Below are 21,219 nucleotides of genomic sequence, written 5' to 3' on the forward strand. Positions count from 1 at the left end.
AAGCCATCTTGACTCGCATATCGCCGTTATTTGTCCACGGCGGAGGGTATTTCGCGAAATTGCCCTGGTTGATCGTTTCCGCTTCATCACGCACCAAATGTCTCAACCTCATAGGGAGCAAACCTCGCGTGACGAAGCGGACCCCGAAGCCCGCCCCCGAGGGCGCATTAACTCCGCAGTTTGCCCCCAAAGCCCGCCGCCCCCGAGCTACGGCAAAAGAAAAGCGGGCACGTGGCCCGCTTTCTCCTTGCGACCCCGGACAGGGTCGCAATGCCTTACAGCCAGTAGCCGCCGTCGGAGGGGTGTTCGACGACGGTGTGCGACTGCACGAGGTACGTATCGATGGAGCCGATGAAGCCCGCACCGTGCGCGGAGAGGCGCTTGAACTCCTCCGATGCATAGAAGCAATTGAACGCGTCCCAGTTCTCGAAGTAGAACTCCACCATAGCGTCGACGGGCAGCTCGTCGTAAGTTGCGGGCTTGCCGTCCACATAGCGGGCCATGACGAGGTTCTGGGCATAGCCAGCATGGCCGGGACACGCCTCGACGAGCTTGGCATGCGCGTAGCACCACTCACGCTGGAACTCGGCAGCGGAGACGTTCTCGGAGCGACGGATGAAGGCAACGCGGTGAATCATATCGTCGCGATTGCGCAGATATTCGGGAACCTCGCGCACGACGCGGCGATCGAACACGACGATGTCGCACAGACGCTTGGACAAAAGCTTCTCGGCATCCTCGAGCATGGCATTGCCGGTTTCCTGGTCCATAGACGACACACCGTCGAGCATGGCGGTGAAGTCGTCGAAGTGCATCTCGGAGAAGCCGTCGATGTCGACGCTGCCGCCCCCGATGGGATGGCGATGCTCGCGGTCGATGACCACGTTCTGTTTGTAAGCGCGCACGTTCTTCATGTCGGCGACGATGGGGCCGTGAACGTTCAGCCAATGCTCGGCGAACTGCTCGTCGGTCAGGTTGTCGTTCTTCTTCAAAAGTCCGCAACGGACGATCATGTTTCCTCCTTTATGGGCAAAGCCACCCCCGATGGGGCTAGCAACAGTAGGAAGCCGCGCCGACGGCAGCGCCCGCGCGGCCCGAGTTTCCTACATCATGAAAACCTTGTAAGCGTTCGCGCAATCGTCCGCGAGCTTCTTGATCTCGCCCTTCCCGCGCAGGTAGGTGAGCGACATCTCCTCGAAGTACCAGCGCCCGTCGATCTTCACGTACTTATTGTCGTAGTGCGCGCGCCCGACGAACTCGCCGCCGTGCTTCGAGTCGTACAAGTCGTCTTCGAGCGACCAGTGGGAAATGGCATGGGTCTCGTCGACGAGCTCGACCCAGTGGTGATGCCCCTGGTGGCTCGAGATGACCCCATCGCAGAACTTCCCCTCCATTGTGGAGAGCATGCCCTCGCGGCCCTCGTAGCGACCACCGGTCGTGTTGTTGATGAACACGAAGTCCTCAACCAAAATCGAGCGCAGGCCTTCCCAATTCTTGGCGTCGAGATAATCCCAATAGTTCGCCTGCAAACGCTCGATCGCGCGCAAGTCCTCCTGTGCGGCGATGCGCTTCTCGAGCTCTTCCAAAGTCGTCATCGGACGCTCCTTTCGAACGAGGGCCGGTTATTGCAGGTTGAATCCGCCGTCTTCGTAGATGGTCTCGCCAGTGATAAACGATGCCGCCTCCGAGCAGAGGAACAACGAGACATCGACCATCTCGCGAATCTCGCCGTAACGATGGAACGGCATCTTGGCGAGGAACGCGGCGTTGCGCTCTGGGTCGTTGCGCGTGCCCAAAGTGATGCGCGTGAGGGACGTGCCGGGGGCGATCGCGTTCACGTGGATGCCGTACTCGGCGAGCTCGCGCGCCATGGTCTGCGTGAGCATTTTCACCGCGGACTTCGAAGGCGGGTACGGGGTGACGTTGCTGATGGTGGTGCGGGAGCTGTTGGAGCTGACGTTTAGGATATGGCCCTGGACGCCAAGCTCGACCATGGTGCGCGCTACCGCCTGGGCGACGTAGAAGACGCCGTTCAGGTTGGTATCGATAACCTCGAGCCAGCCTTCCTTGGTGCACTCGAGAAAGCTTTGCCTGCACACCGTGCCGGCGTTGTTCATAAGGATGTCGATGCGGCCGAAGCGCTCGATGATTTCCTTCACACATTCCTGAACGCGGTCGTAATCGCGCACGTCGCAGTGCATGCACACGACGTCGTCGTTGTCGCCGAAGACCTCTTCCATCGTGTCGTCTTCGATATCGAAGATGACGACCTTGGCGCCTTCCTTGACGAGCTGCTCGGTCAGGCCGCGGCCGAAGCCGTTGGCGCCACCGGTGACAAGCGCAACCTTATCGACAAATCTCTGCATTTCCATGGGTAGTCTCCTGTCGTATTCGATACCTCAAATCGATGTGCATCTCAGGCGTTCGAACAGTCGATTAGAGGCTTTGACCTCCGTCTGCGAAAACAGTCTCACCGAGCAGAAGCGACGCTTCGTCGGACGCGAGGAAAAGGCCCAGGCTCACCGCTTCGTGAATCTCGCCGTAGCGATGCGTCGGGATCGCCTTGAGGAACGCCTCGTTCATCTCGGGGTTCAGGCGCGTCGGCTCGCTCATGCGGGTCTTGACGGTGCCTGGCCCGAAAGCGTTCACGCGAATGCCGTACTCAGCGAGCTCTTTGGCGAACTGTTTCGTGAAGATGGTGATGGCGGCCTTGGACGCGGGGTATGCGCCAAGGTACTTCGGGATGAAGCGGAAGGTGTTGGACGACGTGTTGATGATCACGCCTTTCGTGCCCTTCGCGACCATCGCCTGGGCGACGGCCTGGGCGACGTAGAACGTGCCGCACACGTTGGTCAGGATGACCTTATCCCATGCTTCCTTCGGGCAATTGAGCATGCCGTACTTGTCGTTGTCCTTGATGGAGATGCCCGCGTTGTTCATGAGGATATCGATGCGGCCGAACTCTTCCACCGCTGCGTCGACCATCGCATGAACCGCGTCGAAATCCCTGATGTCGAGGGCGAACCTGCGCACACGCGGCTCCTGCCCGTACACCTCTTCAAGGGTCGTCTCCTCGAGGTCGACGGCCACGACGGCCTCGACGCCCTCCTCGAGGAAGCGCTCGACCATACCGCGGCCGATTCCGTTCGCCGCACCGGTCACTACAACGACTTTTCCGTCAAATCTTGCCATAATCAATCATCGTCCCCTTCGACAAGCATTCCCCCGAAACTCGCCTTCATTGTTTACTCCGATATGATTTGTGGAAGGAGCCCCTTCCGAAAGAAGAGGCTCCTTGCTGTTTTGCTAGTTCTTGTCCGCGGTCGCGAGATGGAGATACGTGGTGGCGCCACCGTCGGCGGAGATGAACTCGCCGTTGATGAAGCTCGCATCGTCTGAAGCGAGGAACAGGACAACGGACGCGATCTCCTCGGGCATACCGTAGCGCTTCAGAGAGGACGCGTCGCAAAGGCCCTTGCGGTTCTGGCCGCGGGGAAGCGTCATACCGGAGAGGATGAGCCCGGGGTTGACCGAGTTAACGCGAACGCCCAGGGCGCCGAGGTCGGTTGCGGCCGCGCGGGTCATGCCCATCGCGGCGGCCTTCGCCATCGCGTAGCCGACGAAGTTGCCGGGACCGAAGTGAGTGCCCTGATAGGAGCAGGTGTTCACAATCGCGCCGCCGCCGGACTCGATGATGGAGGGCGCGCAGTAGTGCATGCCGTTGAACACGCCCCAGCAGTCGACGTCCATGATACGCTCGAGCGACTCGCGGGTCTCGGTAAGAACGCTGCCGTTCTGGCAGATGCCGGCGTTGTTGACGAGAACATCGAGGCGACCGCACTCTTCCTTGATGCGGGCGACGAGATTCTGCCAGCCCTCTTCGTCGGCGACATCCATGACAACCGCGACGGCCTCGCCGCCATCAGCGAGGATGTTGGCCTCGACGCGCTTCAGGCCTTCCTCGACGACGTCGACCATGTAGACCTTCGCACCCTGCTGCGCGAACATCTTGGCTTCGATCTCGCCCTGGCCGCCGGCGGCGCCCGTCACGATGGCGACCTGGCCGTCGAACTTACCGGTTCCCTCAGGGACGCGAGGCCAGTGCTTGGCCTGGGACTCGGCGTAGATGCGCTCCTCGAACTCCTTCTGGCCCGGGCCGGAGACGATCGCCTCATCAAAGAATGCTGCGCGTTCGGATTTCATTCCGTCCTCCTTGTGACGTTATGTTTAATGAGTTGCTTGTTGAGAGAAAACGCAGCCGCGCTACACGTGCGTGCAACGCGGCTGTAGCGAATCAACCTATTTGACGACGATAGGATCGACGAAGTACGTGGTGACGGTACCGATGAACTCGGCAGCGTGCGGGCTTGCGCGGCGCTCGAAGCCGGGGGTGCCGTAGCACTCGTCGAAGGCGTCCATGTCCTCGAAGAAGAACTCAACCATGCCCTCGAAAGGAAGCTCCTCGTAGCCCACATGCTTGCCGTCGACGAGGCGGTCGACGACGAGGTTCTGGTTGTAGCCGCAGTAACCGGTCATGTGCTTCACGAGCAGGGAGTGGGTGTACCACCACTCGGTGTGGAACGTCATCGCGTCCACGCCTTCCTTGCGGTCGCAGAAAGATACGCGCTTGATCGGGCCCTTCTTCTGCAAGTAAGCGGGAACCGGAGTGTCGACCTTCTTCACGGAGACGAACTCGGAAACCGGAGCCTCGGCGACCTTCGCGTAAAGCTCGGCGATCGCTTCGCCCTTGGCCTCAAGAGCCTCGTTCATATCGCCATAGCTGTCGAAATACATCTCGACGAAGCCATCGATGTCGACGCTGCCGCGGCCGGCCCAAGAGCGCTGCTGGCGGTCAGTAACCACGTTGACCTCGCACTTTACCAGGGTAGGCATTTCCCCTGCGATAGCCTTAAACCCCTCTACGAGCGCATTGCGGAAATCCTCCTCGGAAACGCCTTCCTTACCCTTCAGCAAGCTGATTCTCGAAATCATTTGGTTCCCCTTTCTACAATGAATCTTCAGCATATGCTTTAGTTCTATGCCCTCTGCCTCCAAGTTTCCTACGGCTTTCGGGCAACGCCAAGAACGCACTTGAAAGTGCGCGCCTTACCTTTCAGTAAGGCGTTGAATCAGTCGGACAATTCTACTTGACCTAGATAGTGCAGGCGGCCTCGTACGCGCTGAGGAGGTCATCGAACGCATCGGTCACGCAGAGCGCATCCCCCACCGCAAGCACCCTGCCGCCAAAGCCCGCTGCAGGGATTTCCTCGACAAGGGAGGCCTCGCTGCGCGACCCGAACGCCGTCACGAGCGTATCGAACCCGGTGAGCTTCGAGGTGACGCCGCAGTGCTCGGCGTGGACGCCCGTGTCGGACACCTCGACCACCTTCGTTTCGGTTCGAACCGAAACGCCCAGCTCATCGAGGTGGGCAAGCAACCAGCTGCGCGGAATCGGCTCCGCGTCGGAGGCGATCGCGGATGCGGCCTCGATGATGGTGACCCGAAATCCCTGCTCCGCAAGGAACTCAGCGGTCTCCACGCCGACCTGACCGCCTCCCAAAACCGCCACCTTTCCCCGGACGGCCGCGGTGCCCGCAAGCACGTCCCACGCGCCTACGGCAAGCGGCGATTCCGCAAGGCCGGGAATCGGCGGTATGAAAGGAGCGCTTCCCGTCGCGACGACGGCCACATCGGGCGCAGCCGCAACGACCGCATCGGCCGTCACTTTCTCGTTGAGGTGGACGCGCACACCCGCCTTCTTGATCTGGCGGACCTGCCACGACGCAAACGACGCGAGCAGCTGCTTTCCCGGGGGCACCGCGGCCAGGCGCCATTGCCCGCCGAGCTTATCCCCCGCCTCGTACAGGTCGACGATATGGCCCCTCGCGGCAGCCACGAGCGCGACCTCCATGCCGGCGATGCCGCCGCCGATCACCATGACGCTTTTCGCTTCGGGCAGCTTGCCCTCACTCAAGTCAAAGCGCTCCGCGTACTCGGCCTCGCGGCCCGTACGGGGGTTGAGCGCGCAGTGCACCGCATGCCCGCGACGGCTCTCGCCCGCGCAGCCGCGCAAGCACGCGATGCACGGGATGATGTCCTCGGGGCGACCCTGCGCCACCTTCAGCGGAAACTGCGGGTCGGCCAAAGACGAGCGCCCCATGCCCACGAAATCGGTAGCCTCCGATGCGATGAGCTCTTCGGCGATGGCAGGGTCGGAAATCCGGCCGACCACCGCGATCGGCACATCGACGACCTCCTTGAGCTTGCAGGCGGAAGCTGCGTAGAAGGCGGGCGGGATCGCGGCGGGCGGCGTGATGACACCGCGCGATGCGGGCACCCCTTGGGAGATGTTGAGCAGGTCGATACCTGAGGACCCTATCATTCGGGCAAGGGCCCTCGTCTCGTACGCGCCATTGCTTCCCGGTACGTGGTCGCAGGCGCTGAAGCGGAACGAAATCGGGAAATCGGGGCCGACGGCGTCGCGGATGGCGCCTACGACCTCGAGCGCGAAGCGAGCCCTGTTCTCGAGGGTTCCCCCGTACTCGTCACATCGCTTGTTGCAGGCGGGCGAGAGGAACTCGTTGATCAGATACCCGTGAGCGCCGTGGATCTCGACTAGGTCGAAGCCCGCCTCCTTCGCGCGGCGCGCCGCTTGCGCAAATGCGTTCACCACGAAGCGGATGTCGTCGCGGCTCATTTCGCGCGGCGTGTTCTGCGCCGTCGGGTCGCGAAGCGGCGAGGGCCCCATGAGGTGCTCACCCGCAAAGGCGGGGTTTGCAACGCGCCCGGGATGGAACAGCTGCGCACCGATGGTCCCGCCCGCCTCGTGGATGCGGCGCACGAACTCGGCATGGGGCGCGATCTGGGAATCGTCCCACAGTGCGGGAAGGCGCACATGGGTCTTTCCCTCGGGGACGATCGCGTAGTTCTCGGTGATCACAAGGCCCCATCCACCGCGCGCCTTCTCCTCGTGGAAACAGACGAACTGCTCGGTCGGTAAGCCGTCCTCGCCCGCCATATCGGTGACTGCCGCCGTCGCGATCATGCGATTCTTAAGCGTCAGCGTCCCGATACGCCCCCAGGAAAGCAGATTGTCGAAGTTCCCCATGTCACGCACCCCCGCATCGAACCTGCGCCCGAAAGCACTTCCGGGCGAAATAGAGAACAGGGGCCAAACATAGGCTCGGCCCCTGTTGAAAGCTTGTCTACCTCATACTACGTACGTTTGCGCAGCTTAGGCAGAGGCCTGCTCCTTGGCCTTCATCCTCTTGAAGAAGAACAGGGCGATGGCGAGCAGGACGATACCGACGATGCAGAGAACACCGAGGATCGGGAATGCGGAGCTGTAGCTGCCGGTGGTGGCGAGGGCGTTAGCGGCAACCTGGGGCCCAATGAAGGAAGCCAGGGTGTAGCCGATGAACATGAAGCCGTAGTTCTGACCCATGTTGCCAGGACCGAAGGCGTCGGCGTTCAGGGAAGGCATGATGGCCATGATGCCGCCGAAGCAAATGCCGAGCACGCAGGACTCGACGATGAACACCATCGGCGTGTTAGCGCTCGAGTACAGGAACAGATGGATTACCGCGGTGACGGCAACGGCACCGAACATGGTTTGGAAGCGACCGAACCTGTCCGAGATAGCGCCGAGGCCCACACGACCGATAGCGTTGGCGATACCGAAGATGCCGACCATGAGGGCGCCCATGCCAGCGTCCATGCCAGCTTGCGTCTGACCGATCAGCGAGACGGTGGAGAGCATCGTGACACCGGTGCAGCCGACCATACCGAAGAAGAGAAGCATAACCCAGAAGAACGGGGTCTTGAGCATTTCGGGAGAGGTGTAGCTCTTGACCTTGGAGTCGACGACCTCGACGGGCGGCTCCCAGCCTTCGGGCTTGTAGTCAGCGGCAGGAAGCTTCAGAACGCGAGCCAGGATGATGAAGCACACGATGCAGAAGATGCCGACGATGTTGAAGCAGAGAGAAACGTTGAACTGCTCGATGAGCATGTTGGCGATCGGAGCGGTGAACAGCGGGTAGATAGCCATGATGGCCAAAGCGATGCCGTTCGCGAAGCCGCGTTTGTCAGGATACCAGCGGGTGCATACCGCAAGCGAGAGATTGTACGCAACGCCGTCGCACACGCCGACCAGAATGCCGAAGGTCACGTACAGCACAGGAATGCTGCTCGCGAAGCCGGTCAGGAACCAGCCGAGGCCGAAGCCGACGCCGGCGATGGTCATGATCGTGCTTGCAGACCAGCGGCGCTGCAGCCAGCCGCCGATGGGGCCGGAAACGCCGATGAGGGCGATAACCAGGGTATAAGCAAAGGAAACCTCTTGCGGAGACCAACCGTAGGCTGCCATAAGCGGCTTCTGGAAAACGCTCCAGCAGTTCAGAGAAGCGGTGAGTGCACCACAGAGTGCCGCGCAGATAAGCATAACCCCTCGGCGCGCAGTTTTCTGAGACATTGTCATCCTCCTTGTAGACAACTAAAACATATTAATAGATGAGAAACCGACCCCTAAAGAAGCATCTCCCCTTTCAACGTCGGAACACTTCGGTTTCCCCATGCACTCCGCGGCTCGCCGAATCAGTACCCCCGACACGGCGAGACGCGGGATGATGCCTTAAATCAAGCACCCTACGCGACGACCATCGGCGAACGCGTGCTTGAAGAACGCGTTCTCCCCGCCGAGCGTGGAGCCGATCTCGTACGCTTCGGGCACGATCGAGCGAACCATGTCGAAGAACTCCGGGTCGCGCTCCTCGGGGAGCATGACCATCATGGAATCGCATGCAATGAGCTCTTCGGAGCCGTCCGCTCCGCGAACGATGGCGCCCTTCTTAGTGAACTCCACGACCGTCGAGTTGCGGACGATCTGGACGTTCTTGCGCTCGAACCAGGGCAGGATGCGCTCCTTATACTTCAGCGGGATCATGCCGCCGATGTCGTCGTTCTCGGCAACGAGGACGATCTCCTTGCCGCGCTTGCGCATGAACTCGGCGCATTGCGCACCTTCCGCGCCCGCGCCCCAGATGAGAACCTTCTTGCCCACGGGGAAGAATTTCTCGCTCATGGAGGCGAGCTTGTCGGGTCCGAACATCTTCATCGGAACCTGCGCGAGCTTGCTCATCATCGGGATGGTGAACACGTTCTTGCGGTTCATGCCCGGGATGTCGGGGATGAAGTACGGCGACGAGTTCGCGACGACGACGGCATCGGGGGCGACCTTGCGGATGAGGCGCTCGTCGACTTCCGTCTTCAGGCTGACCTTGACGTCGGATTTCTCGATCATGGTCGTCAGGTAGTCGAAGATGTGCATGACCTCTTCGCAGCCGCCGCTCTTGATCATCGCGGCGAGCTTGGTGCGCCCGCCCAGAGCGCCCGTCTTCTCGTAGATGGTAACGTCGTGACCGCGCTCGACGAGGGTCAGCGCGCACTCCATGCCAGCAGGACCGCCGCCGACGACCATGACGCGCTTCTTGGTCTCGGCAGGCTTCGCTGCAAGCTGGCGCTCCTGGCCAAGCGTGGGGTTCACGCGGCAAATACGGGGCTGGGTGACCGGGTCCTCACAGCTCGCGCAACGGGTGCAGTGCATGATCTCGTCGGTTCGGCCCTCGGCGACCTTCCGCGCGAAATGCGGGTCGGCCCAAAGCGTGCGGCCAAGCGCGATGATATCCGCGTCGCCGTCTTCAAGAACGCGCTCGGCGAGGTCCTCGTCCATACGACCAGCGGTCATGACGGGAACGTCGACAGCGTCCTTGATGGTCTTGACCACCGCGGTCCACAAGCCCATGTCGTGGTACTCGTCCATGAACGGCTCCATGAACTCGTCGGGCTCGGGGTAGGCGAAGTAGTCGGGGCAGTAACGGAACGGGGTGGGCCCGTATCCGTAGCCCGCGACGCTGATGTATTGGGCGCCGGCCTCGACAAACGCCTTCGCGTTGTCGGCAGCCCATTCCGGCGTGATGCCCACCTTGGTGGGGTGGAACTCACGGCCGTTCAGACGGCAGCCGATGACGAAGTCGGGACCGCACGCCTCGCGGATGCCGCGGATAATCTCGCACACGATACGCGTGCGGTTCTCAATGTTTTGGCAACCGTACTCGTCGTCGCGCTTGTTCCACAAGGGGCTCACGAAGCTGTTCAAGAAGTAGCCGTGGGCAATGTGCACCTCGACTGCGTCGAAGCCGCCTTCCTTCAGACGAACGGCCGCCTCGATCTGCTTGCGCTGCGCCTCGTGGATCTCGTCAACCGAAAGGCCTCGAGTGGGATGGCACCACGGTGCGGGAACCGGAATCTCGTCGGCGGTCAGGGAAGACGCACCGACGGGCAGCTCGCCGTTGGGGCCGAGCCCGCCGGAGGGGCCGATGTGGTGAAGCTGCCCGATGGCGAGGCAATCGTGCTTGTGGATCGCCGCGGTGAGTTCCTTCATGCCGGGCACGAACTTGTCGTCGTACGCGCCCAGATAGATACCAGGTGCAGGCTCCCAAAGGATAGCCGCCACGTTGATCGCGGCCAGGCCGCCTGCGGCCATATTCTCATACATCGCCAACGCATCGCTGCCATCAGCGGTGTTGTCGAGATTCCAACGCCACGAGGACTGCGGCGCCTTGATCATCCTGTTCTTCATGACGAAGTTAGGGGCAATCTCGATTGGCGAAAGAAGTGTTTCGTACTTGTTCACCAGAACGCTCCTCATTTCATGCGTAGCCAATTTCGAAGGGGAAGGGCCTTGGCGGATATAAGCGAGGGGACCGCCAAGGCCACTCAATTAGGGGTTAGAGCTTCAGTCCGATTACCCTTCCTTGGCTCACGGCATCGACCATGAGCGAGCTGTCGGAACCCTGGCATGCACCGATTGCGTACACCTCAGGCGCCAGGTCCTTCAAGCGATCGTAGAGCGCGAGGTTCTTGTCGGGGGACTTGAAGACCAGGATGCTGTCGGCCTTCATATAGCGCTCCTCGCCGTCCTTCACATAGGTGATGCCGCGCTTGTCGATGGACTTGAACTCGACGCCGGTCGTGATCTCGATGCCGTTGTCGTCCAAGTACTTCAGCGAACGGGTGCGGTAGCGCGGGGGCAGCCCCTCGCCGACAGTCTCGAGGTCTTCGAGGATCGTGACGTTCTTGCCGCGCTTGTGCAAGAAGATTGCGCCCTGGACGCCCTCGATCTGGCCGCCGATGACGATGCAGTTCTTGCCGATGCCGGGAAGGGCGATCTGCGAGAGCTTGTTGATGGCGCTCGCACCGAAGAGCTTCAAGGGCTTAGCCGCAAGCTTCGTGAGCTGGGGCACGGTCGAGACGATGCCCAGATCGATGCCCGGGATGTCCGGCACGCCGTACTTGCCGCCCGTTGCCACGACGATGGCGTCGGGAGCCATGCTGCGCACGAGTTCGGGCGTGACCTCGGTCTTCATCTTGATGGTCAGTCCCGGGGTCTTCTTCGCCTGGCCGGTCAGCCAGTCGATGAGGGCGGGGACGTTCTCGCATACGGTGCCCTTGACCATGGTCGCGAGGTTGAGCTCCAGCGCGAGGATGGATTCCTTCTCGCACAGCGTCACCTCATGACCGCGCTCGGCGGCGACACGTGCCGCCTCGAGGCCGGCCGCGCCTGCGCCCACGACGAGGACTTTTTTCTTGACCTCGGCGGGGGTGGAGACGAGCTCCGTCTCGCGCAGGAAAGCGGGGTTGACGCGGCAGCGACGCTTCACGCGCTCGTTCATGCGAAGCTGGTCGCACGTCGAGCAGTGGTTGCAGCGGCGGATGTCCTCGGGACGCCCTTCCGCGAGCTTGTTGGGAAGATCGGGGTCGGCCCAAAGGGCGCGCGCGAACTGGGCAAGGTCGACCATGCCCTTCTCGAGGGCGGACTCAGCCTTTTCCGGGGTTGCGAAGCCAACGCCGAAGACGGGGACGCTCACGGCCTTCTTGATGGCCTCCGCAGGGGGGATGACCAGGCCTTCGCCATCGAGGCGGGGAAGGAACTGCTTCATCTCGGGATCGGCGGCGGGATACTGCCAGTAGTCGACCGCGAACTGCATCGGCACCGGGCCGTAGCCGTAGCCGGTCACGCTGATGTAGTCGGCACCTGCGGCCTCGTAGCACTTCGCGATTTCGACGCCCTCTTCGATGGTGATGGCGTCGGGATGGCAGAATTCCTGGCCGTTCGTGCGTACGCCGACGATGAAGTCCTCGCCGCAGCGCTCCTTGACGCCGCGGATGATCTCGCACTGCAGGCGGGTGCGGTTCTCGATGGTCTGGCAACCGTACTGGTCATCGCGATGGTTCCAAACACGGGAAGCGAAGCTCAGCAGGAAATAGCCGTTGGCGGCATGCACTTCGATGCCGTCAAGGCCCGCCTTCTTCGCGCGCTCTGCGGCGGCGAAGTAGCGCTCTTTCCACTCCTCGATTTCCTCGAGGGAAAGGCCGCGCGTAGGATGGCAATACGGGGCGGGGCTAGGAAGCTCCTCCTCGGTCAGGGTAGACGAGCACCAAGCTCCCCCGATGGTCTTAATCGCCGCGCCGTTCTGGAAGATCTGGGCGATCAGCTCGCAGCCATGGGCATGGCAAGCATCGGCGAGCTTAGTGAGGCCCGGGATGAACCTGTCGTCGTAGAGGCCGCCGACCGGGTAGGTCTCGACGGTGTAGACACCGCCGGCGTTGTCGTCGATGAGCATCGAGGGATCGTCGGAGATCATTCCGCCGAGGATGATCGCACCGGCGCCGCCCTTGGCCATCGCCTCATCGAGACCGATGATGACATCGTTGCAGGCCTGGTTCGGGCCCCAAGACATCGCGGATGAAGGCGCTTTGACAATTCGATTCTTCCAAGTGTGAGAACCGACTTTGATCGGTTCCAAAAGCTTATCGTAGGCTCCCATCTTCTTCCTCACTCCTCCGTCGGCCCCCTGGCCGACAACTCTTCGATCTCAACCGTTAAACGTTTCGAATCGTCCGTACACCTAATATTTTTACGGAGAACCCGAGCCGAGAGAAGAAGGCACTCCAAAGTGCGCTTCTTACCAAAAGGTGAGGTCATCGCTTACTTTTCGGTAAGCTGACCGCTTTTTTCGCCTCCGCAGCAAAGCGGAATACGGACGGGCGGCGAACACTCGGCTGAAACGCTGAGACCACGTTGATTTGTCATTAAAAAGCGCGGGAGGGGCAAGTCTCCCGCGCTTCGCCGAGGCGCCCGCAAACGAGCGCGCCGGCCTTCTGGAGGGAGTCGGGCTACTTGACCTTACCGTCCTTGCCGTAGAAGCGCTTCAGCAAGAACACAGACGTGATGAGCGTGATAAGGATGGCGCCCATAATCAACCAGACGATGGAAATCTGGTTTCCCGTAGCCGCGATCAAAGCGGTGGCAGCCAGAGGCGCCAGGCCGCCGAAGACTGCGGCAGACAGGTTGTACGCGAAGCCAACGCCGCTGCTGCGGAGCTCGGTGGGGAAAATCTCGGTCGAGACGACGGCGTTGCCGACGGCGATGAGCGTCTGGCAGGCAACGAGGATGCCCAACAAGGCGATCATGATCGCGGGGTTGGTGTGCTGAATCAAGATGAAGAACACCGGATAGGTGAAGATCAAAAATCCGATGGAGCCGATGATCAGGCCGCGACGGCGACCGATCTTGTCGACGATCTTGCCAGCGAACGGGCATAGGATGAGATAGATTGCCAGAACCGAGGTGTTCACGGCGAACGCATCGGACATCGACGTGCCGACGAATTGGGAAATGTAGGTCGGCATGTAGGTGATCAGCAGGTAGTAGCTCGTGGATGCGCCGGCGAGCAGCAGGATGACCGCCATGATGGAGGCGAAGTGGCCGACGAACAGGTCCTTGAAGGGGATCTTGACCTTGGCCTCGACGCCAGCGGCCTCTTGCTCGGCCTTGCGCTTCTGGAACTCAGGCGAGTCGGGTACGTTGCGGCGCATGTACACGCCGTAGATGGCGATCAGGATGCCGCAGATGAACGGGATGCGCCAGCCCCAGGCGTAGAGTGCCTCGGTAGGCAGGATCGACGTGATGATGAGGCCAGAGGTGGAACCGATGATGAGGCCGACGCCGACGCTGAACGGCTGCCAGCTCACGAGGAACGCGCGGTTGTTGGGCGTGCCGTACTCGGAGATGAACGTGAGCGAAGAGCCGAACTCGCCGCCCGTGCACAGGCCCTGGACAAGGCGGAGCACCGTCAAAAGGATGGGCGCCGCGATTCCGATTTGCTGGTAAGTGGGCAGACAACCCATAAGCATGGTGCAAATACCCATACCCAGAATCGTCAGGGTCAGAGCCTTGATTCGACCATGCTTATCGGCATACGCACCGATGAGGATACCGCCAAGCGGACGGACCAAAAAGCCCACCGCGAACGTCATGAAGCTCAACAGGAGACCTACGATGGGATCCTCTGCCGCGAAGAACTCGGCTGAGATGATGACCGCAAAGTAGCCATAAAGACCGTAGTCGAACCACTCCAGCATGTTTCCGAGACTACCGGAGAACACCGCCTTGGCGAGCGAAGTCTTCTTCTTTGCAACTTCTCCCATTTTCTCCCCCTTCCTTGATTAGCGTTGTTGATGAAATCCCCTTTTGCTTGAAAGGCGGAGGAACCTTTCATGGCTCCTCCGCTTGGGCCCCGCGCGGCAACCGAGTCGCGCGGGGGCCTCAAGCAACTCACTATGAAGGGGATACCACTGAGAAGGTCTTGGTCAGGTACGTGTTGATCTTGCCGATGAAGGTCGAGCCGTGCTGGGCGGTGCGCTTGAACTCAGGCGAGGCATAGAACTCGTCGAACGCATCCTGGTTCTCGAACCACATCTCGACGACGCCCTCGACGGGAAGCTCGTCGTAGGAAACCGACTTGCCTCCGACGATGCGATCGATGACGAGATTCTGGTTGTAGCCGCAGCAACCGGGCGCGGTCTGGACCATGTGGTCATGGACGTTCCACCACTCGTACTTGAACTGCTCGCTGGTCACGCCGTCCGCACGGCCCAGGAAGGACACGCGCTGAATGAGCTCCTTGCCGCGCAGATGCTCGGGAATGCGGATGACCTCGCGCTTCGCCAGGACGAGAAGGTTGACGTTGGGGTCTGCGAACTTCTCAACATCGGCAGCACCCTCGCCGTTCAAGGAAGCGACGCCCTCGAGCATGTCGCCGTAGCTGTCGAACTGGAGCTCGGAGTAGCCGTCGATGACGATCGGGCCCTGGCCCAAAGGATGACGATGCTCATTGTCGATGACGAGATGCTGGTCATACTGGCGCAGATGTTCCATCTTCGCCGCGATAGGGCCATGGACATCCAGCCAGTACTCCTGGAACTCCTCCATGCTCATATCGTCTTTCTTACGCATCAATCCGCACCTGCTGATCATAGCGATCACCCTCCTTGATTGGCTTGACTCGAGCGTTCGCGCCCGGACCCCTAACGCTTTGCCGACTACCGCTGTAATCGACCGTTCATTCCGAGCGCAGTCCCGAAAACCCCTTGAATTGGGTTTCTTCTACACATAATGTTCATATCGAGGCATTCCCTCAAGAACGCACTTCAAAGTTAGGAACGCACCCCGAAGTTAGGTACGCACCCAAAGGTAAGACCCTCTTGACAAGTGTTTTGCGCGGGTGCGCAGGTGCGCGGGCGCGCGGAAAAAGACTTACTTTGGAGTGCGTCATTGTCACCCGGACCGACTTTTCCTATCGTATTTTGCTGAGAACGCAAGGCCGCTTCCCGGCCGCTTCATTTCCTTCCATCGTTTTTTGTTATCGGAGTTTTCAGCACATGAGCAGTATTTCCGGGGCCATCTCCCAAATGATCATCTTGATCTTGATCGCATGCATGGGCTTCGTCTGCGCGCGCGTCGGCTACATCGATGCCGATACGCGCGGGAAGTTGACGAAAATACTCGTCAACATCACGTTGCCCTGCATGATTGTCGTGTCGGGAAACAACCTCGACGCCTCGCAGGTCGCCGATTTGATCCTTCTGGCGTTCCTGCTTGCCATCGTCCAGTTCGCGCTCCTTTTGCTTTGCGGCTGGTTTTGCAACGTAGTCCTCCGCACGCCGCCAGACCAGCGCTCGCTCTACCTGTTCATGGCCATCTGCACCAACACCGCCTTCATCGGCCTTCCCATCATCTCGTCCATGTTCGGCGGCGAGACCACCCTGTTCGCAAGCATCTTCGTCATGGTTCTGGCGTTCTTCATGTACAGCGCAGGGTTCGCGATCCTCGCCGGCAAAAAGACCGGCTCCGACCGAGAGACGGGCCGCAACGGCTTCCTGTCGAAAGCGGCGGGCAGCATAAAAGACCTCCCCTGGAAATCGATTTGCAACCCCTCGATGGGCTCCTGCCTTGTCGCGATCGCGCTGCTCCTTCTGGGAATCAAGATTCCCAACGTCTTGGCCAGCGCGATGGGAGCCTTAGGCGGAATCACCTCCCCTATCGCGATGATGATCGTCGGCTCGATCATCGCCGAGGCCGACTTCGGCTCCATCGTCAAGGAAGCACGGCTGTACCCAACCATCATCATCCGTCAGCTCGTCGTGCCCGTTACCCTGCTGTTCGCCCTTCGCGCCCTGGGAATCAACGAGTCTTTGGTCGTTGTGTTCACCATCATGTTCGCGATGCCAATCGGCGCGCTGGCCCCGTCGTTCGCCGAGCAGTTCGGCCACGATTCCATGCTCGCCGCCAAAGGCACGGTGCTCTCAACAGCCGCCGCGTTCGCTATTATTCCCCTGGTCGTAGCTGTAATGGCAATGCCTTAGGCGCACGTCAAGGATGCCGGCCCCAGATTTCTCCGAGACCGGTGTCAGCATCTGTTCCGTTTTGCTTTATAGTGCCACCCGACCGTTGCCGTCCCCATAACGGGACATCAGTTGGCAAGGGCCGCGAGGCGAGAAAGCCGCTGTAGGCAAGCTCCTTAGGCTTCTGCCGAAGTTTGCGCGGGCGCTTCCTGGGTAGCCTCCTGAGGCTCCTGCGCAGACGCGTCCTGGAAATCCTCCGCAGGCGCGTCGGCATCGCCGCTCTTAGGCGCGGCGTCCTTCCCAATCTTCGGCGGCTTGTAGTAGTCGCTGAAACCCTTCATGTACCAGAGGATGCAGTCCCCGCCGCCGAGGCGATCGTCTTTTTCCTCGGGGTGGCCGAACATGACGAAGTCGTCTTTCCTCGTTCCCTTCGAACGCAAGACGACATCATTGGAGAAGTCCCCGTAAACAGAGCCCCAGTCGCGCAAAAACGCGAGGACGTTCGCGAAGCTCGCACCCTTTTCCGTCAACGCGTAGTCGACGCGCAGCGGCTTCGTGTCGGTGACGATTCTTTCCACCACGCCAGCATCTTCCAGTTTCCCGAGGTGCTGGATGAACATCTTATGGGAAAGGTCATAGGGAATCGCTTTGCGCAGCTCGCTGTACCCCGCCCTCTTGCTCGGCATAAGATCGAGATACCAAACGATATACGGTTCCCATTTTGCCTTCAGCAAGGAAATCGTGTAACCAAGAGCGCAAGACTTGAAGTCCCCTTCTTTTTCAAGCACGTTGCAGCCTCCTTTGCATTGCGCATTTTGCAATTCCAAATTGGGTATTCTAGCGTAAATGAGGCTAAAGGCAAACCGTCGTCAAGCAATTGTTGCCGAGAGGCTGATAAATTTTTGAAACCAATTTTTGAAACTGTAAGCGCAGGTCATTGGCCAGTGTTGGTGCCCGTCATATGGTAGCGAGACGAGTCAATCAGCCCTCCTCCCTCAATGGCGCCACGCATGTTTGTGGACGAAAGTGGGACATGCGCCTTTTCGGGCGGGTTCGCGAGAGCACTCAGGCCTTAGTTCGAAGACGCCCCGTTCGCTTCCCCCCGGCTGCCACCAATCGTCGCCACGACCACGACGATCAGGACCGCGAAAATCACTGCCTGCAAACCGAAGCTGACGTGGAAGCCGAGCAGGGACAGTCCCTCCGCTGCCGCGACATCGGCCGGAGCCCAACGCAGGGTCACTACCGCCATCAAAGCGATAAGCAGGTTCGACCCCAACGACCCGACGACCTGGCGCACGGCGTTGATGATCGCCGTCGCGTGCTTAGTCTCCGAATCATCCAAGCCCGTCATGCAGTACGCCGTCGTGGGCATCACGAGAAACGCCAGCCCGATCATGCGGATAGCGTGGGCGATCGCAACCCACACGACGGAAACCGACGAATCGAACGCGACGAACATGCCTGAACCTATCGCAAGCAGGCTCAGGCCCACCGACATGCAGGGAACCATCCCGAACCTGTCGTAGAAGCTGCCCGCCGGGGTGTTTGCAAAGGCGTTCGCCAAGGCTCCGGGGAGCAGCACGAACCCGACGGCGAGCGCCATGTTCCCGCACTCGTTCTGCATGAACAGCGATGCCTGCAAAGGACCTGCTAAAACGGCGATCTGGGCCAGCCCTGCGAGGATCACGCCAAGCGCGAACGTCTTGCGCTTGAACAGCCGAAGCTTCAGAAGCGGATTCGGAATCTTCAACTGCCGAACGACGAACAAGGCAAGACACGCCACAGCTCCCGCTGCGGGAAGCAGGAACCCAAGCGAGGCGAGGCCTTCGCGCTCGGCGACCGAGACCGCCACCAGAAGGCACGTAAGGCCGCCTGCGAACGACGCGCAGGAGAGCGGGTCAAGCTTCACGGGGAAGTGCGTTCCGATATCGCGGATGGTGAAGAAGGCGACGACCCAGGCAACCGACGCCGCGCATGCCAGCATGACGAAGTTCGCGCGCCACCCCAAAAGGTCCGTCACGATTCCGGAGATGGTCGGGCCGAAGACCGGGGCGAACGCGATGACCATCCCCGAAAGGCCGAGCGCGAACCCGCGCCTTTCCTCAGGGTAGACCGCCACGGCGACCAACTGCACAAGCGGAATCAAGACGCCGTTGCCGCACGCTTGCAAAAAGCGCGACGCGAGGAGAACCGGGTACGACTGGGCGCATACGGCGATCACGCAGCTCGCGATGAAGAACGCCATCGCCACCAGGAACAGGTTGCGGATGCTGTATCGGGTCGTAAAGAACGCGATCATGGCGCTGACGCCGCCCAAGGCATACACGTAGCCCGTCGTGAGCAACTGGCCCGCTATCGCATCGATCTCGAAATCGGCCATGACCGAGGGAAGCGCGGTCGTGAGCATGTTGTACGCCAAGTTCGCCACAAAGACGCTTGCGAGCACCACGAAGAAGGTGACGCGGTCGCGCCGACAAGACGATTCCTGCATGAACGAGCCCTCGCTTCCTTGAAGTCGCCCAGGAAAGATTGATGACGAGTATGCCGAGTTTGCTGTTTACGATAGGTTTCGAGCCCGCGGCGGACAAGAACTCACCTCAAAGTAAGGGAAGGGCGGCAGTAAGGGCCGATGAGGAACGCGGCGGGGCAGCGAGCGGCGGGCGAGGCCGACACGGGACGCGACAGGTGTGAGCGCTCTATCCAATTCGCAAAATATTGCGAAATTATTGACTCGCATAATTTTGCGAGTTAATATTGTCGCAAAATTATGCGAATACATCATTCTTCGCAGACAAACGAGAGGAAATACTGGTGATAGACGCACTTGAAATCGGCTATGCGATTAAGGACCGCCGAGCAGAACTCGGTTTGACCCAGGCGCAGGTAGCCGAGGCAGCCGGAGTCTCGAAGCGATGTCTGTGGTCGCTGGAACTGGGTCAAAATCCTGGCGTTCAACTGGACAAATTGACTGCCGTGTTGGGAGTGCTCGAGCTAGACCTGCGAATAGACAAAGGCGATCCTCCGTGTTTCAAGGCCCAAAAGGTAGAACTGGGCGCGAAGCCGACCGAAGCCTCTCCGCATTGCGACAACACCTTCGACGCCCTAGCGATTCTCACAGGAAAGGCAAAATGATGCGCGAAGAATTGGACGTGCTGATTTCGGGAGAGCACGCTGGCATGCTCTCGCAAGACAACTCCGGCCAGCTTTCGTTTGCCTACCTTCAGGGATATCGAGGCGTACCGCTCTCCTCGGCAATGCCGCTGTCGACTCGAACCTACCGCGACAAAACCGTGCGCCCGTATCTCTGGGGCCTTCTCCCCGAAGACCAGGCTGCAAGGAAAGCTGTTGCCGCGAATGCAGAAGTTTCACCGAACAACCCCTTTGCACTCTTGAGCGTCATCGGCCTGGACTGCCCCGGTGCCGTTCAATTCTGCCCGCCAGGAGGGAATGCAGCGCGAGAGGAGAAGCTCATCCCCATCGACAATGCGGAAATCGCGCGGAGGCTTTCAGCTGGCCGCGAGGAAGGCTCTGGATGGCTCGCGAATAACGAGCATTGGAGCCTTGGCGGCCAACAGAGCAAATTCGCGCTCAGAAGACAGGGCGGCAAATGGTTCTCCTGCGAAGGCGCGGCAGCAACCACGCACATTCTCAAAAGCGGCGTAAGGGGACTTTCCCATCAAGCCCTAAACGAGTATGTATGCATGCGCCTTGCCGCAGCCTGCGGAGTCAACACTGCCCAAGTCGAGTACCATGAGTTTGAAGGCGCAGGGGGAATCGAGCCCGCGATAGTAATCGAGCGATACGATCGTCTAACCAGCAACAACGTCGTGAAGCGGTTGCATCAGGAAGACCTCTGTCAGGCGCTCGGATGCCTGCCGGAAAACAAATACACCGACTCTGGCGGCCCTGGCTGCACCGCTGTCCTCGAACTTCTGAGGTCCACCGGCAGCACAGCCCAAAACAACATAGCGGGTTTTCTGCAAATGCTTTTTTTCAATTACCTCATCGCCGCGACCGATGCCCACGCGAAGAATTACTCCATCATGCTCGAAGCAAATGGGGGGCATCGGCTGGCACCCATGTACGATGTCGCTTCAATCGCTCCCTACGTAAAGCCCAGCACGCGGAAGACAAAGCCACCGAAACTCGCTATGTCGATAGGCGGAGAAAACCGAGTTGGATGCATCACGGCCAACAACCTGAGCAAGCTCGTAAGGCAGTCCCGTTTGGACGATGTCGGTATCACCCCCGAAGGCTGCGCCGAGCTGATGTCGCTCTATGCCGACATCATTCCCGCTAAGCTTGCAGAAGTGTTCGACCACTTGAAGGGCACTGCGTCCGCCCCATCCGCAAAAGAGCTCAGATCGCACATGGAGGAACCTATTGCACAACTATGCAAGAAGGCGAAAGCGCGGTTGTAATTATTTGTCGCTACGAGACTCACGATCCACGCCTTTAGCCCCCGAAACGAAG

At 60.3% G+C, this 21,219-nt stretch carries 17 protein-coding genes; 3 read left to right on the forward strand and 14 right to left on the reverse strand.

The window, feature by feature from the left end; genetic code table 11:
* Positions 1-275: 275 nt before the first annotated feature.
* The 12 genes from Q0I65_RS08390 to Q0I65_RS08445 all read right to left on the reverse strand — a co-directional run bounded on the left by Q0I65_RS08390 (position 276) and on the right by Q0I65_RS08445 (position 15,376).
* Positions 276-1,013, reverse strand: coding sequence for an EthD domain-containing protein (locus Q0I65_RS08390; RefSeq protein ID WP_296062365.1), 738 nt, complete (start codon positions 1,011-1,013; stop codon positions 276-278).
* A gap of 90 nt (positions 1,014-1,103) precedes the next feature.
* Positions 1,104-1,595, reverse strand: a complete 492-nt coding sequence (locus tag Q0I65_RS08395) for a nuclear transport factor 2 family protein (RefSeq protein ID WP_296062370.1) — start codon at positions 1,593-1,595, stop codon at positions 1,104-1,106.
* Between the two features lie 27 nt (positions 1,596-1,622).
* Positions 1,623-2,372 carry an SDR family oxidoreductase gene (locus tag Q0I65_RS08400; RefSeq protein ID WP_296062372.1) on the reverse strand — a complete coding sequence of 250 codons (750 nt, stop codon included), beginning with the start codon at positions 2,370-2,372 and terminating at the stop codon, positions 1,623-1,625.
* Between the two features lie 64 nt (positions 2,373-2,436).
* On the reverse strand, positions 2,437-3,192 hold the full coding sequence (locus Q0I65_RS08405) for an SDR family oxidoreductase (RefSeq protein WP_296062374.1): 756 nt from the start codon (positions 3,190-3,192) through the stop codon (positions 2,437-2,439).
* A 114-nt stretch (positions 3,193-3,306) separates the two neighbouring features.
* The gene (locus tag Q0I65_RS08410; RefSeq protein ID WP_296062375.1) at positions 3,307-4,203 is read right to left on the reverse strand and encodes an SDR family oxidoreductase; all 897 of its coding nucleotides are present in this window, start codon (positions 4,201-4,203) and stop codon (positions 3,307-3,309) included.
* Positions 4,204-4,299: 96 nt separating this feature from the next.
* Positions 4,300-4,992, reverse strand: coding sequence for an EthD domain-containing protein (locus Q0I65_RS08415; protein WP_296062378.1), 693 nt, complete (start codon positions 4,990-4,992; stop codon positions 4,300-4,302).
* A 160-nt stretch (positions 4,993-5,152) separates the two neighbouring features.
* A complete protein-coding gene (locus Q0I65_RS08420) occupies positions 5,153-7,108 on the reverse strand; it encodes an FAD-dependent oxidoreductase (RefSeq protein WP_296062381.1) in 1,956 nt (651 codons plus the stop codon).
* 126 nt (positions 7,109-7,234) lie between these two features.
* On the reverse strand, positions 7,235-8,470 hold the full coding sequence (locus Q0I65_RS08425; RefSeq protein WP_296062383.1) for an OFA family MFS transporter: 1,236 nt from the start codon (positions 8,468-8,470) through the stop codon (positions 7,235-7,237).
* Between the two features lie 159 nt (positions 8,471-8,629).
* A complete protein-coding gene (locus Q0I65_RS08430; RefSeq protein ID WP_296062385.1) occupies positions 8,630-10,690 on the reverse strand; it encodes an FAD-dependent oxidoreductase in 2,061 nt (686 codons plus the stop codon).
* A gap of 94 nt (positions 10,691-10,784) precedes the next feature.
* The gene (locus Q0I65_RS08435; protein WP_296062388.1) at positions 10,785-12,884 is read right to left on the reverse strand and encodes an FAD-dependent oxidoreductase; all 2,100 of its coding nucleotides are present in this window, start codon (positions 12,882-12,884) and stop codon (positions 10,785-10,787) included.
* A 349-nt stretch (positions 12,885-13,233) separates the two neighbouring features.
* Positions 13,234-14,547 (reverse strand): MFS transporter, encoded by a 1,314-nt coding sequence (locus tag Q0I65_RS08440; protein WP_296062391.1) that lies wholly within the window; start codon positions 14,545-14,547, stop codon positions 13,234-13,236.
* A gap of 130 nt (positions 14,548-14,677) precedes the next feature.
* A complete protein-coding gene (locus Q0I65_RS08445) occupies positions 14,678-15,376 on the reverse strand; it encodes an EthD family reductase (protein WP_296062394.1) in 699 nt (232 codons plus the stop codon).
* 404 nt (positions 15,377-15,780) lie between these two features.
* On the opposite strand from Q0I65_RS08445, the gene Q0I65_RS08450 reads away from it, so the two are divergent.
* On the forward strand, positions 15,781-16,764 hold the full coding sequence (locus tag Q0I65_RS08450) for an AEC family transporter (RefSeq protein ID WP_296062395.1): 984 nt from the start codon (positions 15,781-15,783) through the stop codon (positions 16,762-16,764).
* A gap of 155 nt (positions 16,765-16,919) precedes the next feature.
* On the opposite strand, the gene Q0I65_RS08455 is transcribed toward Q0I65_RS08450, so the two are convergent.
* Positions 16,920-17,531 (reverse strand): helix-turn-helix domain-containing protein, encoded by a 612-nt coding sequence (locus tag Q0I65_RS08455; protein ID WP_296062399.1) that lies wholly within the window; start codon positions 17,529-17,531, stop codon positions 16,920-16,922.
* A 284-nt stretch (positions 17,532-17,815) separates the two neighbouring features.
* On the reverse strand, positions 17,816-19,237 hold the full coding sequence (locus Q0I65_RS08460) for an MFS transporter (RefSeq protein ID WP_296062402.1): 1,422 nt from the start codon (positions 19,235-19,237) through the stop codon (positions 17,816-17,818).
* 320 nt (positions 19,238-19,557) lie between these two features.
* Between Q0I65_RS08460 and Q0I65_RS08465 the strand changes: the two genes are divergently transcribed.
* Together Q0I65_RS08465 and Q0I65_RS08470 are read left to right on the forward strand one after the other, a co-directional pair.
* Complete coding sequence (locus Q0I65_RS08465; RefSeq protein ID WP_296062405.1) at positions 19,558-19,878, forward strand: helix-turn-helix domain-containing protein; 321 nt, start codon at positions 19,558-19,560, stop codon at positions 19,876-19,878.
* A complete protein-coding gene (locus Q0I65_RS08470) occupies positions 19,878-21,167 on the forward strand; it encodes a type II toxin-antitoxin system HipA family toxin (RefSeq protein WP_296062407.1) in 1,290 nt (429 codons plus the stop codon). The genes Q0I65_RS08465 and Q0I65_RS08470 overlap by 1 nt, the downstream gene beginning before the upstream one ends.
* Positions 21,168-21,219: the final 52 nt, after the last annotated feature.

The organism is uncultured Ellagibacter sp., assembly GCF_934643285.1.
Lineage (GTDB): Bacteria > Actinomycetota > Coriobacteriia > Coriobacteriales > Eggerthellaceae > Ellagibacter.

Excerpts from the sequence above, each read along its gene's own strand:
- Q0I65_RS08390 (WP_296062365.1), bottom strand. The coding sequence starts at position 1,013 with ATGATCGTCCGTTGCGGACTTTTGAAGAAGAACGACAACCTGACCGAC.
- Q0I65_RS08395 (WP_296062370.1), bottom strand. The coding sequence starts at position 1,595 with ATGACGACTTTGGAAGAGCTCGAGAAGCGCATCGCCGCACAGGAGGAC.
- Q0I65_RS08400 (WP_296062372.1), bottom strand. The coding sequence starts at position 2,372 with ATGGAAATGCAGAGATTTGTCGATAAGGTTGCGCTTGTCACCGGTGGC.
- Q0I65_RS08405 (WP_296062374.1), bottom strand. The coding sequence starts at position 3,192 with ATGGCAAGATTTGACGGAAAAGTCGTTGTAGTGACCGGTGCGGCGAAC.
- Q0I65_RS08410 (WP_296062375.1), bottom strand. The coding sequence starts at position 4,203 with ATGAAATCCGAACGCGCAGCATTCTTTGATGAGGCGATCGTCTCCGGC.
- Q0I65_RS08415 (WP_296062378.1), bottom strand. The coding sequence starts at position 4,992 with ATGATTTCGAGAATCAGCTTGCTGAAGGGTAAGGAAGGCGTTTCCGAG.
- Q0I65_RS08420 (WP_296062381.1), bottom strand. The coding sequence starts at position 7,108 with ATGGGGAACTTCGACAATCTGCTTTCCTGGGGGCGTATCGGGACGCTG.
- Q0I65_RS08425 (WP_296062383.1), bottom strand. The coding sequence starts at position 8,470 with ATGTCTCAGAAAACTGCGCGCCGAGGGGTTATGCTTATCTGCGCGGCA.
- Q0I65_RS08435 (WP_296062388.1), bottom strand. The coding sequence starts at position 12,884 with ATGGGAGCCTACGATAAGCTTTTGGAACCGATCAAAGTCGGTTCTCAC.
- Q0I65_RS08440 (WP_296062391.1), bottom strand. The coding sequence starts at position 14,547 with ATGGGAGAAGTTGCAAAGAAGAAGACTTCGCTCGCCAAGGCGGTGTTC.
- Q0I65_RS08445 (WP_296062394.1), bottom strand. The coding sequence starts at position 15,376 with ATGATCAGCAGGTGCGGATTGATGCGTAAGAAAGACGATATGAGCATG.
- Q0I65_RS08450 (WP_296062395.1), top strand. The coding sequence starts at position 15,781 with ATGAGCAGTATTTCCGGGGCCATCTCCCAAATGATCATCTTGATCTTG.
- Q0I65_RS08460 (WP_296062402.1), bottom strand. The coding sequence starts at position 19,237 with ATGCAGGAATCGTCTTGTCGGCGCGACCGCGTCACCTTCTTCGTGGTG.
- Q0I65_RS08470 (WP_296062407.1), top strand. The coding sequence starts at position 19,878 with ATGCGCGAAGAATTGGACGTGCTGATTTCGGGAGAGCACGCTGGCATG.